Below are 15220 nucleotides of genomic sequence, written 5' to 3' on the forward strand. Positions count from 1 at the left end.
AAGAATGCAAGGCGATCCCTTTCGCATCCGCGACCACGTCGCGGATTTTGACGAAATCGTGCAGGACTTCGTTGATCGCAGCGAGGTCGCCCGCGCCACCATTGCGATGACCGCTGACGTGGCCTACGGACCGGATCCGACCGAGACCATGGACCTGTTCTTTCCCGCGGGCAAAAGAACGGCGCTTCCGGTGCACATCTTTGTCCATGGCGGCTACTGGAGAATGTTCTCCAAGCGCGACTATTCATATATGGCGACGACGATTACCCAGGCCGGGGCCATTGCCGTCATCCTTGATTATGCTCTGATGCCCAAGGTCCGAATGGCGAGGATCGTCGACCAGGTGCGCCGGGCCAAGCAGTGGGTCCTGGCCAACATCGCCGATCATGGCGGAAGCCCGGCGGCCCTGACCGTCAGTGGTCATTCGGCTGGAGCCCATCTTGCAACGTTCCTGTTCGATGGGGCGCACACCCCCTCGAATGTAAGGGCAGCCCTTCTGTTGAGCGGGCTCTACGATTTGAAGCCGCTCCAGGATTCCTTTCTCGCCAACGAGATTGGAATAACCGACGAGGAAGTCGCCATGTTCACGCCGCTCGCCTGTCGGCATGATCCTCAAACCAAGGCGGCGGTTCTGGTCGGAGCCAATGAGACGCCACCTTTCCATCAGCAAGCCGATCGATTCAAAGCAAGCTTGCTGCGGCAGGGATCGTTGGTAACGTCGCATGTGCTCCCGAACCGCAACCACATGGACAGTGTCAGAGATCTCGGCGTGCCGGGGACCGGGGCTGCCGATTGCCTGGAAGAACTGATCGCCAAGGCCTACTGACTAACTCGGGTTCTCGGGGCGGTTTGTTTTGCGCCACTCCTCGTATTCCCCGCGGGCATCGTCATGCAGCGGATAGTAACGTTGCAACGGGCCGCCCTCCATGAGCTTCACTCGTGAGAATTCTTCCCAATCATGATGCTTTTGTGATTCTTCGATCACCTTCGGGGCCATCACGACGGGAAGCACCACCACCCCGTCGTCGTCGGCGACAATGATATCGCCGGGGATCACCGTGACACCGCCGCAGGCAATCGGAACGTTGACGGCATTGGGATAGATGCTGGTCTGCACATGATAGTTTGGCGTCCAGCCGCGCAGCCATAGGGGCAGGTCGAGCTTTTCGACATTGGGCCGGTCGCGCATGCACCCATCGATGACGATACCCGCCCCGCCCCTGCCCTTGAAATACGTCGACATCATATCGCCGAAGACGCCCGAGCTCATATCGCCGCGCGCGTCGACCACGACCACATCGCCCTCCTGCGCGTGATAGAGCACGTGCCGGTGCAGCTGCGTCTCCGGATCGGCATATTCTCCTTCGGTGAAGAGGTCAGGCCGCTGCGGCAGGAACTGCAGCGTCAACGCCGGCCCGACGATCGACTTCCCGTGGTTTTGCGCCACCGGACCAACCATGTGCGGATTGCGGAAGCCCATGTGGCCAAGCGTGCCGGCTACCGTCGCGGCGCCGATCTCCCTTAGCGCGTCGATCAGGTCTTTAGGCGGCCGCATGATGTCGGAAGTATGCGTCATTGTGGACTCCGATTGAATGGAACTACCAGTTCGTAACAGAACCATCGCGGCGCTTAAGGTGAGGCGCTTCCCAGAAACGCAAACTCTGCGCCTGGACCGCAACTTCGTTGACCTCGACGCCGAGTCCCGGCAGATCGCCGACCGGGTAATCGGTCCCGTCGAGCCGTGGTTGCACGGGGAAGAAGTCGGAATTGTCGAAGCCCAGCTTTGTTTCGGGTGCCCTGGTCTCGAGCCACGCGAAGTTGGGTACCGCGGCAGCGAGATGCACGGTCGCGGCCGTGCACACGGGACCAAGCGGATTGTGCGGCATCAGGTCCACATAATGCGCCTCGCTCCAGCCAGCGATTTTCATCGCCTCGGTGAGCCCGCCGACATTGCAAACATCGATCCGGTTGAACTGATGGATGCCGCGCTCGATGTAGGGCAGGAACTGCCACTTGCTGGCAAATTCCTCGCCTATGGCAAAGGGGATTTCGGTCATCGTGCGCAACGATTCATAGGCCTCCGGCGTTTCGGCCCGGATCGGCTCCTCGAGGAAATCAAGCACGCCGCGGCCGAGCTTGTTGCAGAAGCTCGCCGCCTCTGCCACCGACAGCCGATGATGATAGTCGAGGCCGAGGACCACGTCGTCGCCCAGCGCCTCGCGCGCCTTGTTCAGCATACTCGCAGTAGCGCCGATGGACTCGCGCGGCTCGAAGATGTCCTTGCTGTTTTGCCCGAACGGGAAGAAACGGATCGCCTGCCACCCCTGTGCGCGAAGTTCGCGGGCCCGTTCGACGGCAACGTCGCCCTCGGCCTCGTCGCCGGTCGAGGCAAAGGTGGGAATGCGGTCGCGCTGCTTGCCGCCCAGCAGCTCGTAGACCGGCACGCCCAGCGCCTTGCCCTTGATGTCGTGAAGGGCGATGTCGATGGCGGAAATCGCCGCCTGAAGGACTCGCCCGCCTTCGAAGTACTGGCTGCGGTAAATCTCCTGCCAGATCCGCCCGATCTGCATCGGGTCACGGCCGATGAGAAACTCGCGATAGTGCTCGACCGCGCCGGCCACGGCCCTCTCGCGACCGCTAAAGCCGCTCTCGCCCCAACCGAAGATGCCCTGGTCGGTCTCGACCTTGACGAGCATCTGGTTGCGCGTTCCTACCCACACCGGATAGGGCTTGATCGCGGTGATCTTAAGCTTCTCAGTCATCCACGCCCACGTTTCACGCGCATTCGCCCTATCTCAGTTGGCCTTGAGGGCCATTTCAGTTTCGCCATCGAACAGATGCATCCGCTCCTGGTCGAACTCGAGCCAGATCTGCTCGTCGGGCGCGACGGCAATGTTCGGCGGTACGCTGACGTTGACGATGGCGCCGGACAGGAACGCCTGAACGAAGGTGACGTCGCCGGTCGGCTCCACCGTATAGGCCTTGGCCGGGACGCTGCCTGGCACCGCACTCTTGTGGAGCTTGATCGTCGAGTGACGTGCGCCGAGCACGACTTTCCGGGTCGTCGCTTTCGCCACCTTCTGGGCATTGCGCGGTGAGAGCTCAAGGCGCCAGCCCTCGGCGCCGGTCAACACCGTGTTGCCGTTTGCCGTCGAGGCCTGCAGCGGAATAAGGCTCATCGCCGGGCTGCCGATGAAGCTGGCCACGAACATGTTCACCGGATGGGCAAAGACCTGCGCCGGTGAATCGTATTGCTGCAGGTAGCCGCCATTCATCACCGCCATCTTGTCAGCCATGGTCACGGCTTCGAGCTGGTCGTGCGTCACATAGATGATCGTCGCCTTGAGGTCCTGGTGGAAACGCTTGATCTCCGACCGCATTTGCACGCGCAGTTTGGCATCGAGGTTGGACAGTGGCTCGTCCATGAGGAACACTGCGGGGTCGCGAACGAGGGCACGGCCAAGAGCCACACGCTGCTGCTGCCCGCCCGAAAGTTCGCGCGGCTTGCGCTCGAGCAGGTGCGTCATGTCGAGCACTCGCGCCGCTTCCTTGACCTTCTTGTCGATCTCGTCCCTGGGGAGTTTGCGCATCTGAAGCGGGAACGCCAGGTTCTTGTAGACCGATTTCTGCGGGTAGAGCGCGTAGTTCTGGAACACCATTGCGATGTCCCGGTCCTTGGGGTCGAGGTCGTTGACCACGCGCTCGCCGATGATGATGTCGCCCGATGTGATCGGGGTCAGCCCAGCGACGAGATTGAGCGTGGTTGTCTTGCCGCAGCCTGAAGGGCCGACGAGCGCAACGAACTCGCCGTCATTGACCGTCAGCGAAACGTGGTTGACAGCTTTGAAGCTGCCATAGCTCTTGACGAGATCTTGGAGGACCACGTGGGCCATCGGCAACTCCCTAGTGCTTGACCGCGCCTTCTGTAAGGGCGCGTACGAAGTATCGTTGCAGGACCAGGAACAGCACCACGACGGGCACACTCATCATGAAGCTGGCCGCCATCAGGCCCGGAAAGTCCGTCGTATTTTCCGAGAAGAAGCGTTGGATGCCGACCGGCAGGGTCAACTGCTCGTTCTTGGAGAGGAAGGTGTAGGCGTAGATGTACTCGTTCCACGCGCCGATGAAGGAATAGATTGCGGTGGCGATGATCCCCGGCGTCGAGAGCGGCATCACGATCATGATGAAGGCCTGGAACCGTGTTGCGCCATCGATGCGCGCCGCCTGCTCAAGCTGCACCGGGATATTGTCGTAAAAGCCCTTGAGCAGCCAGATCGCCAGCGGCAGGCCAAAGGTGAGATAGGTGAGTATCAGTGAGCCATGCGTGTTTATCAGACCGATCGCGCGCATCAGGATGAAGAGTGGCACGAGAAAGATCACCGCCGGGAACATATTGCGCAGCAGCACGGCAAAGAACAGGAAGTTGCGACCGGGAAAACTGAAGCGCGAAAACGCGTAGGCCGCTGGGACAGCCACGATCACCGAAAGGATTGTCGTGATGGTCGACACGAAAAGGCTGTTCCAGAAGAAGCGGAGGAAGTCCTGGCCGACGCTGTTCTGCGGATCGAGCAGTTTCTGATAGCTGGCGAGGGTAGGTTCGTCCGGCCACCATTGCGGCGGGAATTGCGTCGCCGCGAATCCGGACTTGATCGAGGTGATCAGCATCCAGATCATCGGCAACGCGGTATAAAGCAGCATGAACACGAGGAATATGCGCCCGGCCCACCGCCATCCGTCGACGCGCATGCGGCGACGGGTCTGGGCTCGAGGGGCTGTCTCGGCAATCGTGCTCATGCGCTCCCCTCTTTCCGCTCGTTGCCGCTTAACGCACGGACGTAGAAGTAGCCCAGCGTCATCAGCGTGAGGAACAGGAGCACCGAATAAGCCGATGCCACGCCCCAGCGCTGCCGTCCGAAGGCGAGCTCATAAATGTGGGTTATCCAGATATGCGATGCGTTCGACGGCCCGCCGCCGGTCATGATCCAGGGGATGATGAAGGAATTGAAGTTGGCCACTGCGAGCAGCAGCATCGTCACCACCGAGACGTTGCGCAAGTGCGGGAAGGTGACGTGCCAAAAGCGCTGCCATGCATTGGCACCATCGACTTTTGCGGCGCGTAGCAATTGGTCGGGGACTGTCTGCAGGCCGGCCATCATCATGATCATGGCAAACGGAAACTCGCGCCAGATATTGACGACGATCAGGGAGGGCAGCACCGTGCTGACATTGTCGATGAAATTCGGCGGCTGGTCGGCCAATCCGAGGCCGACCAGCACCGCGCCGATGATCCCGAAGTCCGAATGGTAGATCCACTTCCAGATATAGGAGGCGGCCACTGCGCTGATGACCCAAGGGATGATCAGGATAGCGCGCAAGACACCACGGCCGATGAAGTCGCGGTGGAGCGCCAGCGCCGTTGCAAACCCCAGGACAAAGGAGATGAAAGTGGACCCCAGCGTCCAGATCAGTGTGTTCCAGGTGACCTTCCAGAACACCTGACTGGTGAGGATCGTCGTGTAGTTGTCGAAGCCGATGAAGGTCTTGTCGCGGAGCTGCAGACCAGGCGGTGTCTTAAAGAACGACAGCTCGACCGTGTAGTAGATCGGATAGGCGATGACGATGAGCATCACGGCGATCGCTGGGAGCACGTACGCGTAGTCCGCGCGATGCTCCCAGATCTTCCGCAGCGTGCCGGACCAACCGGGTTGCAATCTTCGGCGAGCCTCGGCCTTGCCGGTCACGATCGTCACTTGTGGCGTGCCCTTATTCTTCGGAACGAGGCGGCTGCGCCAGCGGCGCAGCCGGTCAGGTCGTAGGTCAGGCTTGGACTAGAGTCCGCCCATCACGTCTTTTACCTTCTTGGCCGCGTCGTCCGCTGCCTCGTCGACGGTCATCGCTCCGGTCAGGGCATTCTGCAGCATGTCCGGGATGATGATGTTCATGATCTCGGGGGCCTGCGGCAGCGCTGGGAACGGAATGCCGTATGGCAGCATCGAGGTCGTGACATCGAGGAACTTGATGTTGTCCAGACGTTCCTTCATCCACTTGGTTTTGAAGCCGTTAAGGTTGCCCGGGTTTGATCCGGCGTAGGCCATCTTCAGCGACCACTCAGGGCTCGTCCACATGCAGATGATAGCCTTTGCAGCAGGCTCGTCTACCTTGCCGCCTTCGACATATTCGGGCTTCAGGATGTGAATGTTCGAGCCGCCGAACACGACGGCGCGCTTGCCGTCGGGGCCAGTTGGAATCAGGCCGTAGCGCATGTTGTCGATGACCGTCTGCGCCTTGTCCTTGTCGGTGCCCGTCGCCTTTTTCTGCAGGTCGAGCATGACGTTGTAATCGGACGGGTGCGAGATCATCATGCCGAGCTGGCCGGCGACGAACAGGGGCTGGTTATCGGCCTGCTGGTTGGTGAGCGCCGAAACCGGAACCGACTTGTCGCGAACATACATGTCGTAGGAGGCTTGCAGCGCCGCCTTGCTCTGTGGACTATCGAGCTGGACCTGCTCATAGGTCGGATTCGCGGTGGCTTCGTCGAAGACGCCGCCGCCATAGGCCCACAGCTGTGGCATGAAACGGTACGGCGTATTGCCGGCATTCTTGCGCGCCACGAGGCCGTAGCCGGCAATGCCGAGCTTGTCGTGGATCTGCTTGGAATATTTGACGACATCTTCCCAGGTTGCCGGAGCCTTGTCCGGATCGAGGCCCGCACGCTTGAAGATGTCGGCGTTCCAGATGAACGCCATCGTCTCGTTGTTGGTCGGAATGCCGTAGGTCACGCCCTCCCAGGTCACGGCCTTCATGGCGCCGGGCCAGAAATCCTCGGTCGAATACCCCACATCCTCTGGCTTGAGCGGCTGCAGATAGCCCTTTGAGGCGAACTCGGTACCACCCAGGATTTGCAGGCGGACCGCCATCGGCGCGGCATTGCCCAGGAGCGCGGTGCGGAACTTGTCGAGAAGGTCGTTATAGGTGAGGGCTTGTTCCTCGAGCTGGATGTTCGGATATGTCTTGCGGAAGGTCTCGAAGAATTCCTTGTAGTACTGGCGCAGGAGGTCCGGGTCGCCCTCGAACACGCCCTGATACCAGAAAGTCAGTCGCCCCTTGTAGTCGAGCGGTGTGACCTTGGCGCAATCGGCCGCCGTGTCAAAATCCTGTGTGCCCGCAATCGAGCGCACATATTCCGGCGACCACTTGCTCAGGTCGACCGGCGGTGCACCCAGCGCCGATGTAGACGTCAGGGATGCCATCAAAGCAGTGGCGACAGTGCCGCGCAGGACGGCACTGCCGAGCGCAATTCTCGTCATAGGTATCCTCCCTGGTTCTCCCATGCCGCCCTAAAGCGGTCCTTGCTCGTTTCGATCGCGAGGATGCTTCTTTCAGCTCAGTGTATCCTCTCGATCACTTGGTACGTTTTCAGATCATGGATTGCCTGTCAACGCGCAGAATCGTACATTGTTTGCGAAAGCCGTGTGTGATATCGGGCAAGTTATGTATTAAATTGGGGAGCCGGCCTTGGCCGAAATAAGCGATTTCAAAGCGATGCCACCGGTGGGGACCGATCCCATCGGGGCCTCCAGCGAGGGCGCCTCGCTTTATGAATTGATCAGGGAAGATATCATCGAGGGACGGCTCGCCGCCAACGAACGGCTTGTCGTCACCGATCTCGCCCGGCGTCACGGCACTTCGACCAATCCTGTGCGCGAGGCCCTGCAGTTGTTGCGCGGCGAAGGGTTTGTCACCTTTGTCGCCAACCGCGGGGCGCGCGTGCGACCCATTGATCAGGATTTTGTCCGGGATATCTACGAGATCGGTGTTCTGATCGAGCCAGCCCTGACACGATGGTTTGTGAATATGGCTACCGGCGAGGACATCGCCGAACTCGAACGTCTCCAAGGCCTGATCGAAGAGAACAACTTCGCCGACACATTCAGGCACAGTGAGCTGGATACCGCTTTCCACACCGTGATGTACCAGCGGCACTACAACCGCCACGCAGCCGAGCTTTGGTGGAAGCATCGCGAAGTGCTGCGAGCCGTGAGCCGTCGTTTCAATTTCACGCTGGCGCGACGTGCCGCGATCATGCGCGAGCACCGCGAACTCATCGCGCTTGTGAAGGCGGGAGAGGCCGACAAGGCGGCCGAACTCGTTTCCCGCCATGTCGAGGGTTCGGGCCGGCATATTCTCGAACAGATGCGAGCGCGCAACGCCGCTCGGGCCGGATAGAATGTCCAGTCCAGAACATCGTTAGCTGACCATTTTCAGGCAAAGGTAGTTGAGATGAAAATCACGAGCATTCGGCCGTGGCTGATCAAGTCCGATGCTTCCTACTGGGGAGAGTTCCTGTTCGTCGAAGTGACGACCGACGAGGGAGTGAGTGGCTGGGGAGAGATCACCACCACGACAAGGCTCGCCAACCGCGCTCTCTGCACGATCCTGCGGCAGATCGGCGTCGCCGTGACAGGCGAGGATCCGGCGCGTATCGAGCATCTCTGGCACAAGATCTTCCGCAGCTTCACCTACATGGGAAGCCGCGGCGCCGCCGTCGAATGCGTGAGCGCCATCGATATTGCCCTCTGGGACATCCGGGGCAAAGTCCTCGGCAAGCCGATTTACGAGCTGCTTGGCGGGCCGGTACGCGATGAAATCGCGCTCTACACCCATCCCAACCAGGCCAAATTCACCAGCAAGGAGGCTGTGGTCCGCGAAATTCTAGACATTGTCGAGTCCGGACACACTGCGCTCAAGTTCGATCCCTACCCCCACCAGGGCCGCAGCGCCGATGGCCTGCCCCGCGAACAGCGAGACGGCTACCTCGATGGCAGCATGACCCGCAAGGACGAGCGCGAAGCCGCCGAACTCACGGCTCTGATCCGCGAAACGGCAGGACCCGATGTCGACATTCTCATCGATGCGCACGGCCGCTTCGACGTCCCCACCGCCATTCGCCTCTGTCGGAGCCTCGAGGAGGCCGGCCAGATCGACTGGTTTGAGGAGCCCTGCCCGCCCGAGAGCCTTAACGCCCTCAAGCAGGTGCGTGAGAAGGTCAATACCGCCATCTCGTGGGGCGAGCGCGGCCACACGAAGTGGGATTTCGTGCCGGTACTCGAGAACAGGCTCGCCGACTACATCATGCCCGACGTTACCTGGACCGGCGGCATTACCGAACTCAAGAAGATTTCTGCGCTGTGCGAAGCCTACTACGTCCCGGTCTCGCCACATGACGCCGCGGGACCAATCAACGTGGTTGCGGGAGCGCAGGTGATGATGACCGTTCCCAATTTCTACAAACTCGAAACATCGGAGTGGAACCTGGGCAAATACGATCACCTGATCGACAGACCACTCGACATTTCTAACGGCAGCCTCAAGCTGATGTCGAAACCTGGTCTCGGTATTGAGATGGACCGCGACTACCTGCAGGCCCACGAGATTGAGCTGGGCTAGCAACACTGTATGCCGGCCCAGGGTGCGGGACGACAAGCCGAAAACGAGGATAAGTCATGGCAAAGACAGGTGGCGCCGACGAAGCGCTCAATCGGGTGAACGCGAACTCCAAGCCATCCCAGCTTCGCATCACCGACATGCGGGTAGCCGAAATCGTCGGCGCGCCGTTCACCTCAACCCTGCTCAAGATTTACACCAACCAGGGCATCGTCGGGCTTGGCGAGGTGCGCGACGGCGCCAGTGCCACCTACGCGCTGATGCTGAAGAGCCGGCTGCTTGGCGAGAACCCTTGCGACATCGACCGCCTGTTTCGCCGGATCAAGCAGTTCGGTGGCCACGGCCGGCAAGGCGGCGGCGTCTCGGCGGTCGAGATCGCGTTGTGGGATCTCGCCGGCAAGGCCTATGGCGTTCCCATCTACCAGATGCTCGGCGGCCGGTTTCGGGAGAAGGTGCGCGTCTATTGCGACACCGACGCTACCGTGCCGAGCGGCACCGAGACCGGCAAGCGCCTCAAGCAGCGCATGGCGCTCGGCTTCACCTTCCTCAAGATGGATCTGGGGCTGATGCAGATCGCGGATGTACCCGGTGCGGTTGTCTCCCCTGCCGGTTCACTTGAAGGGTACCGCGTCCATGCCGGCCGCGGCCCGGTCAAGACCCTTGAAGAGCGACGCGCCCGCAACGCCGCGTACGATTTGCACAACATTGCCCACCCGTTTACCGGCCTTCACTTTTCCGACAAGGGCCTCGACCTGCTTGAGCAGTACATTGCCGAGGTTCGCGATGTTATCGGCATGGATATTCCGCTCGCCATTGACCATGTCGGCCACATCTCGCTGCAGAACGGCATTCGGCTCGCCAGGCGGATTGAAAAATACGTGCCGGCCTGGCTCGAGGATGTGATCCCATGGCAGTACACCGAGCAGTTCCGGCAACTGCAGGACGCCACTACGGTGCCGATCTGCACCGGCGAGGACATCTACCTTAGGGAAGGCTTCGAGCCCCTGCTCAAGAGCGGCGGCCTCTCCATTATCCACCCGGACCTGCTCACCAGCGGGGGCATCCTCGAGACCAAGAAGATCGGCGACATGGCCCAGGACCACGGCGTCGCAATGGCCATCCATATGGCCGAAAGTCCAATCGCCGCAATGGCCGCGGCACATGTCGCGACCGCGACCGAAAACTTCATGGCGCTCGAATACCACTCTGCCGATGTCGACTGGTGGGACGATATCGTCACCGGCGTTCCCAAGCCGCTCGTGAAGGACGGCTTTATCACTGTTCCGGACAAACCTGGCCTGGGGATTGACGACGTCGTCGACGAGGTGATCTCGCAGCATCTGCAGCCGGGTGTCACCGGCATCTGGCAGCCCACGGATCACTGGGACAACGAGTATTCCTGGGACCGTATCTGGAGCTGAGGCGAAAAGAACCGAAGATGAAGATCACCGATCTCCGCTGCGCCGTCATCGGCAAACATCCCATCGTCCGCATCGTTACCGACGAGGGCCTCTATGGCCTTGGCGAAGTCGAGTTCACCAAGACCTATCTCAAGCCTTGGGTGCTGCATTTCCGCGAGGCGCTGATCGGCGAGGACCCTACCGACATCGAGCGGGTGATGCTGAAGATCCGCCAACGCGGCTCTTTCAAGCCCTATGGCGCGGCGGTAAGCGCTATCGAGCATGCGCTGTGGGACATAGCCGGCAAGGCCGCAGGCGTGCCGGCCTACAAACTGCTCGGCGGCAAGGTGCGCGACAAGGTGCGCGTCTATAACGGCTCGATCCGCCAGAAGCGAACGGGGGACCGGCCGGAGGATTACGCCGCTGACGTGAAATGGATGATGGAGCAGCCGCAGAACTTCTTCATGATCAAGCAGGGGATCTCGTTCCACTCCAACATGAAGGACACCGTCGAGGGCTTCCATTACGGCGTGACGCAGAAGAAGGCTGGCTATCACGGTGCCATGGATCAGGGCGTCATCAGCGAGCGCGGTTTCAACCACATGCTCGACTGCGTGATCGCGATGAAGGAAGTGCTGGGCGACAAGGTCAGCCTGGCGCTCGACTGCGGCCCGGGCTGGATGCTGCCCGATGCGATCAAGTTCGCTCGCGCGGTCGAGAAGTACAATTTGATGTGGCTCGAGGACATGCTGACCGGCGACTATGTGCCGTGGGTCAATCCGCAGGCCTATCGGGAGCTGACCACCGCCACCTCGACGCCAATTCATACCGGCGAGCAGATATACCTGCGGCACAATTTCAAGGAGCTGATCGAAACGCAGGCGGTGCGCGTCATCGGCCCCGATCCGGCCGATATTGGCGGCATTGCCGAGCTCAAATGGGTCGCCGAGCACGCCTATATGCACTCGATCCTGATGGCACCGCACGGCACCGCGAACGGCCTTCTCGGCCTCGGCGCGCTGATCAATGTCTGCGCCACCCTGCCCGCCAACTTCATTGCCTTCGAATACCCGAGCGCCTCCGACCCCTGGTGGGAGGACCTCGTAATCGGCCTGCCGTCGCAGATCGTGAAGGACAGCATGGTGGACTTGCTGGAAGCGCCGGGGCTGGGCCTCGACATCGACGCCGAAGCAGCCAGGAAGTATCTCCGGGAAGAGGATGCAGGCTTCTTCGACTGAACCATCCTTCTTGCGCCACCCAGCACCACGCGGACCGCTTCACGCAACCTGTCATCCGGAATGACCGTTTCGGGGCCTGGAGCCGTAGGTCCGCTTCGGATCAGCGGCTGGCCAAAGCCGACGTAGCTTGTCGGAAGCTCCCGAGCAAATGCCGGCTTCCTGATTTCCACGCCCGGAAGCGAACCGTCACAAATCCGCCATCTCAGGCATCACCTTGCAGACGGCCGGTTCGCCTTTTCGACGGCATAGGGTGTATGGAGCACCCGACGCCCCCACCCCTACCTCTGAAAATGCCCCAACCCGTTCTCATTGAGATAGTCCACCGTCATCACCCGCGCGCGAATGCCGCCGGGGGAACCAACGAACTTCACCGATGACAGCGAGCCGGTCGGCGCGTTCTCTCCGCGGGGCGTGAGGGCGTAGGTGTCGCCGTCCCAGTGCTCGAGCGTGAACTGCATGGGCTTGGGGCCGAGTTCGAGCATCAGCTTGTCGCCATCGGCCCGCACGGTGGCGGTGTCGAAATAGTTGCTCGTATATTGGCCCTCGTAGAAGGATGGACTGCGCGCCTTGGCGGGGTTCGTCGGCTTGTCCTTGCCGGCGAGGTCGCCCACCGGCTTGTAGTAGGCCATGAACCGCGGCTTGATGTAGGGATACCAGTCGCGAGTGACCTGGCCATATTGCACGATGTCCATGAAGCTGGCGGCGACCGCCTCGGCGGCGCCGACGGGGGAGCCGTTGGTGAGCACGACGATGCCGACATCGGCCGAGGGCAAGATCTGGAAGGTGGTGCCGGCGCCGAGCAGGAAGGCGCCGGAATGGCCCATGGTGGTGCGCCCATTGGCGTTCACCCCCACATTGAAGCCATAGCCATAGGAGCTGGCCCGCGTATCGGGCGTCTCGCCGCGGTAGGTCACGCTCTGCGGTGTGATGGCGGGCTGCAGGATCTTCGGGTCGATCATGGGCTGGCCGTTATAGGTGCCGTCGCCAAGCAGCAGGATCATCCACTTGGCAAGATCCTGGGCGCTGGAGGAGACGCCGCCCGCGGGCGCCTGCTGGTCGGGGTCGCGGTCATAGAGCGGCTCGAACACATTCTCCGCCACGCGCGCATGCAGCAGGGCGCGGTTCTTGCCGGCGGCAATGAAGTCCTCGTGCCGATAGCTGCTCGAGCGCATGCCGAGCGGATCGAACAACAGGCTTTTGGCCAGCGGCTCCCAAGGCTGTTTCTCGGCGTGGGCCACTGCCTCGGCGCCGATCGTCGTGCCGAAATTGGCGTAGTGATAGGAGATGCGGAAGGGATCGAGCGGCACCATCCACAGGCTCCCGACGATCTGCTTGCGCCGGAAGCCGAGATCCTCGAGTTCGTCGCCCGCCGCCATCGGCAGGCCCGAGCGATGGGCGAAGAAATCGCCGATGGTGGCGTTGCCCGAGACATAGTCGAGATTGAGGCGAAAGCCGTCCCAGACCTTGCGGACCGGGGTATCCCAGTCGAAGCTGTGGTCCTTCGTCATGGCGATCGCGGCCACCGTGGCCGAGATCGACTTCGACACCGAGGCGACCTGGAAAATGGTGGTGCTGCTGACCTTAGAAGTGTCGTCCCGGTTGTCACGAAGGCCATAGCCCTCGTCAAAGATCATTTTGCCGCCATGCACCACCGCCACGGCGAAGCCGGGAACGTCGGATGCTTCCTCGACTTTCTTGACGATGTCCGGCAGCGCGGCCAGCGCCTTCTCGACACCGCCGGGATACAGCTGCATAGCATCCTGCGGCGGCGATGGCCCAAGCTCCGGCACGTAGGACTGCGCGGCTGCCATGGCGGGCAGCATGGTAACAAGGGAAAGTACCAGGAGAGCAGCGACCTTCTTCATTGCATGTCCTCAAACTTGCACCGGCAGATGATCGGACCATACGCGGCAAGATGAAAGATGGTTACAGCTATTTTCTACTGATATGTTTAAGTCCAAAGATCAGACAGAGACGGCGGCTGCGCGCATGTGATTTCGGGACCTGGTGAAGTATCCGCGTTACCCACGCGGGCGGCAATTGGATGGGACTGCGCGGGAGAACGTCAAGTTCCAAGGCCGGGCGGCAAATGGCGTCTAATCAGGAGTTGTTCGCCAACGGGCTGGCGGCCAACCAGAAAGTCATCGAAGCCAATTATATGGCCCATCGCGAGGCCCTATGGCCTGCTGCACGGGGTCCGATGGCCGAGAGGCCCGGACGCTTCGTCTTCACCGATCTTGCCTACGGCACGGGGCCCGTTTGCTGTCCGTCCGGTTATTGCCGCGGGACCAGTTAAAGCCGCCGTTCGGCTCACGTGAAGAGTTTCGGGCGCCGGCAGGCGTACGAAAGTCCCCGAGGAAGGAACCCGCGGGCCGCAGACGATGGCTATGGGGATTTCGGATTTCGGCAGACGTCGGCGATGGCGTGACCGCCGTCGGGAAGCGCTGGGGTGAATGCGGACAGACCGCTTCGTTGCGCCCCCGCGCGGTGTTGTCGGCTTGGTCGGCAGCTGGACGCGACCTCTTCAGCATCGAGGATCATCATCGACGTGCATCGATCCGTTGCCGGAGGCTGAGTGCCTGCAGCTGAAGGCTGAACCATTCCATGCCGGGTCATGGCGTGCTGCTCCCGGTCACCGGGAGCCGTGTGGTGGTCCGCGCGGTTGCCTCCACCGTTCAAACAGCTCGATGACGATCATGCGGCCGCCGCAGCACGGGCACGGCGGGCGGAAGTCGTCCGGTTCGTCGGGGTCGCCGTCGTCGGGCGGCGCGGCAGGGGCGGTCGAGGATCGCCCTCACTGACCCTCCTGGGTAAGTTGGAAGATACGACCAACGTTAGTTAGCTCACAGTACGTGAAAGAAGCAAAAGAACCCGGTTGCGGCGGAAGAAATTCCCCCTGATGCTTCCATGCGAGGCAGGTTTTGATCGTATCGAAAGATTTTTGTTCTCGGCGTTCATCGATGCGGCCATGGACAAATACGAGAGAAATTACATGCGCGGTTGCATTTAGAGATTGAGGATCTGCTTTCGCAGCCGTTGGCACTGCCAAGAGAAGAGCCAGAGCGATGATGAGCTTGGTGCGATTCATGTCGTCCTCCGTTTCATCCGGTGCTGCTGGGGTCGCTTGGAGGCGAAGGC

13 protein-coding genes and 1 pseudogene are annotated in these 15220 nt (G+C 61.1%); 5 read left to right on the forward strand and 9 right to left on the reverse strand.

All coding sequences use genetic code 11. The features are described from left to right. Positions 1-4 precede the first annotated feature (4 nt). Complete coding sequence (locus tag NKI16_RS14680; RefSeq protein ID WP_352645715.1) at positions 5-826, forward strand: alpha/beta hydrolase; 822 nt, start codon at positions 5-7, stop codon at positions 824-826. Here NKI16_RS14680 and NKI16_RS14685 read toward each other — a convergent pair whose 3' ends face one another. The 6 genes from NKI16_RS14685 to NKI16_RS14710 form a co-directional block, all read right to left on the reverse strand. Then, positions 827-1576 (reverse strand): ribonuclease activity regulator RraA, encoded by a 750-nt coding sequence (locus tag NKI16_RS14685; protein WP_352449167.1) that lies wholly within the window; start codon positions 1574-1576, stop codon positions 827-829. 22 nt (positions 1577-1598) lie between these two features. Beyond that, the gene (locus NKI16_RS14690) at positions 1599-2762 is read right to left on the reverse strand and encodes a mandelate racemase/muconate lactonizing enzyme family protein (protein WP_352756449.1); all 1164 of its coding nucleotides are present in this window, start codon (positions 2760-2762) and stop codon (positions 1599-1601) included. 33 nt (positions 2763-2795) lie between these two features. Beyond that, complete coding sequence (locus tag NKI16_RS14695) at positions 2796-3893, reverse strand: ABC transporter ATP-binding protein (RefSeq protein WP_352569977.1); 1098 nt, start codon at positions 3891-3893, stop codon at positions 2796-2798. Between the two features lie 10 nt (positions 3894-3903). After that, positions 3904-4794: a carbohydrate ABC transporter permease gene (locus NKI16_RS14700; protein WP_352756446.1), complete on the reverse strand. Its 891-nt coding sequence runs from the start codon at positions 4792-4794 to the stop codon at positions 3904-3906. After that, positions 4791-5750, reverse strand: a complete 960-nt coding sequence (locus tag NKI16_RS14705; protein ID WP_352637511.1) for a carbohydrate ABC transporter permease — start codon at positions 5748-5750, stop codon at positions 4791-4793. Before NKI16_RS14705 ends, NKI16_RS14700 begins: the two co-directional genes overlap by 4 nt. 78 nt (positions 5751-5828) lie before the next feature. Further along, on the reverse strand, positions 5829-7307 hold the full coding sequence (locus NKI16_RS14710) for an ABC transporter substrate-binding protein (protein ID WP_352718868.1): 1479 nt from the start codon (positions 7305-7307) through the stop codon (positions 5829-5831). A 208-nt stretch (positions 7308-7515) separates the two neighbouring features. On the opposite strand from NKI16_RS14710, the gene NKI16_RS14715 reads away from it, so the two are divergent. The 4 genes from NKI16_RS14715 to NKI16_RS14730 are packed head-to-tail and all read left to right on the forward strand — an operon-like array spanning position 7516 to position 12082. After that, positions 7516-8226, forward strand: a complete 711-nt coding sequence (locus NKI16_RS14715) for a GntR family transcriptional regulator (RefSeq protein WP_023679253.1) — start codon at positions 7516-7518, stop codon at positions 8224-8226. A 54-nt stretch (positions 8227-8280) separates the two neighbouring features. After that, positions 8281-9447, forward strand: a complete 1167-nt coding sequence (locus tag NKI16_RS14720; protein WP_352698781.1) for a mandelate racemase/muconate lactonizing enzyme family protein — start codon at positions 8281-8283, stop codon at positions 9445-9447. Between the two features lie 56 nt (positions 9448-9503). Beyond that, entirely contained in the window at positions 9504-10865 is a 1362-nt protein-coding gene (locus tag NKI16_RS14725; RefSeq protein ID WP_352756443.1) for a mandelate racemase/muconate lactonizing enzyme family protein, read from the forward strand. 17 nt (positions 10866-10882) lie between these two features. After that, positions 10883-12082 carry a mandelate racemase/muconate lactonizing enzyme family protein gene (locus NKI16_RS14730; RefSeq protein ID WP_352756440.1) on the forward strand — a complete coding sequence of 400 codons (1200 nt, stop codon included), beginning with the start codon at positions 10883-10885 and terminating at the stop codon, positions 12080-12082. A 278-nt stretch (positions 12083-12360) separates the two neighbouring features. Here NKI16_RS14730 and NKI16_RS14735 read toward each other — a convergent pair whose 3' ends face one another. From NKI16_RS14735 to NKI16_RS14740, 3 genes and pseudogenes are all read right to left on the reverse strand, one after another. Continuing rightward, on the reverse strand, positions 12361-13947 hold the full coding sequence (locus tag NKI16_RS14735; RefSeq protein ID WP_352756437.1) for a serine hydrolase: 1587 nt from the start codon (positions 13945-13947) through the stop codon (positions 12361-12363). A gap of 747 nt (positions 13948-14694) precedes the next feature. Next, positions 14695-14855, reverse strand: a pseudogene (locus tag NKI16_RS34055) (IS91 family transposase); the annotation flags it as partial. A gap of 21 nt (positions 14856-14876) precedes the next feature. Then, a complete protein-coding gene (locus NKI16_RS14740; RefSeq protein WP_352756434.1) occupies positions 14877-15170 on the reverse strand; it encodes a hypothetical protein in 294 nt (97 codons plus the stop codon). Positions 15171-15220: the final 50 nt, after the last annotated feature.

The sequence above is a fragment of the Mesorhizobium sp. M0698 genome (assembly GCF_040320455.1).
GTDB lineage: Bacteria > Pseudomonadota > Alphaproteobacteria > Rhizobiales > Rhizobiaceae > Mesorhizobium.

Excerpts from the sequence above, each read along its gene's own strand:
- NKI16_RS14680 (WP_352645715.1), top strand. The coding sequence starts at position 5 with ATGCAAGGCGATCCCTTTCGCATCCGCGACCACGTCGCGGATTTTGAC.
- NKI16_RS14685 (WP_352449167.1), bottom strand. The coding sequence starts at position 1,576 with ATGACGCATACTTCCGACATCATGCGGCCGCCTAAAGACCTGATCGAC.
- NKI16_RS14690 (WP_352756449.1), bottom strand. The coding sequence starts at position 2,762 with ATGACTGAGAAGCTTAAGATCACCGCGATCAAGCCCTATCCGGTGTGG.
- NKI16_RS14695 (WP_352569977.1), bottom strand. The coding sequence starts at position 3,893 with ATGGCCCACGTGGTCCTCCAAGATCTCGTCAAGAGCTATGGCAGCTTC.
- NKI16_RS14700 (WP_352756446.1), bottom strand. The coding sequence starts at position 4,794 with ATGAGCACGATTGCCGAGACAGCCCCTCGAGCCCAGACCCGTCGCCGC.
- NKI16_RS14710 (WP_352718868.1), bottom strand. The coding sequence starts at position 7,307 with ATGACGAGAATTGCGCTCGGCAGTGCCGTCCTGCGCGGCACTGTCGCC.
- NKI16_RS14720 (WP_352698781.1), top strand. The coding sequence starts at position 8,281 with ATGAAAATCACGAGCATTCGGCCGTGGCTGATCAAGTCCGATGCTTCC.
- NKI16_RS14725 (WP_352756443.1), top strand. The coding sequence starts at position 9,504 with ATGGCAAAGACAGGTGGCGCCGACGAAGCGCTCAATCGGGTGAACGCG.
- NKI16_RS14730 (WP_352756440.1), top strand. The coding sequence starts at position 10,883 with ATGAAGATCACCGATCTCCGCTGCGCCGTCATCGGCAAACATCCCATC.
- NKI16_RS14735 (WP_352756437.1), bottom strand. The coding sequence starts at position 13,947 with ATGAAGAAGGTCGCTGCTCTCCTGGTACTTTCCCTTGTTACCATGCTG.
- NKI16_RS14740 (WP_352756434.1), bottom strand. The coding sequence starts at position 15,170 with ATGAATCGCACCAAGCTCATCATCGCTCTGGCTCTTCTCTTGGCAGTG.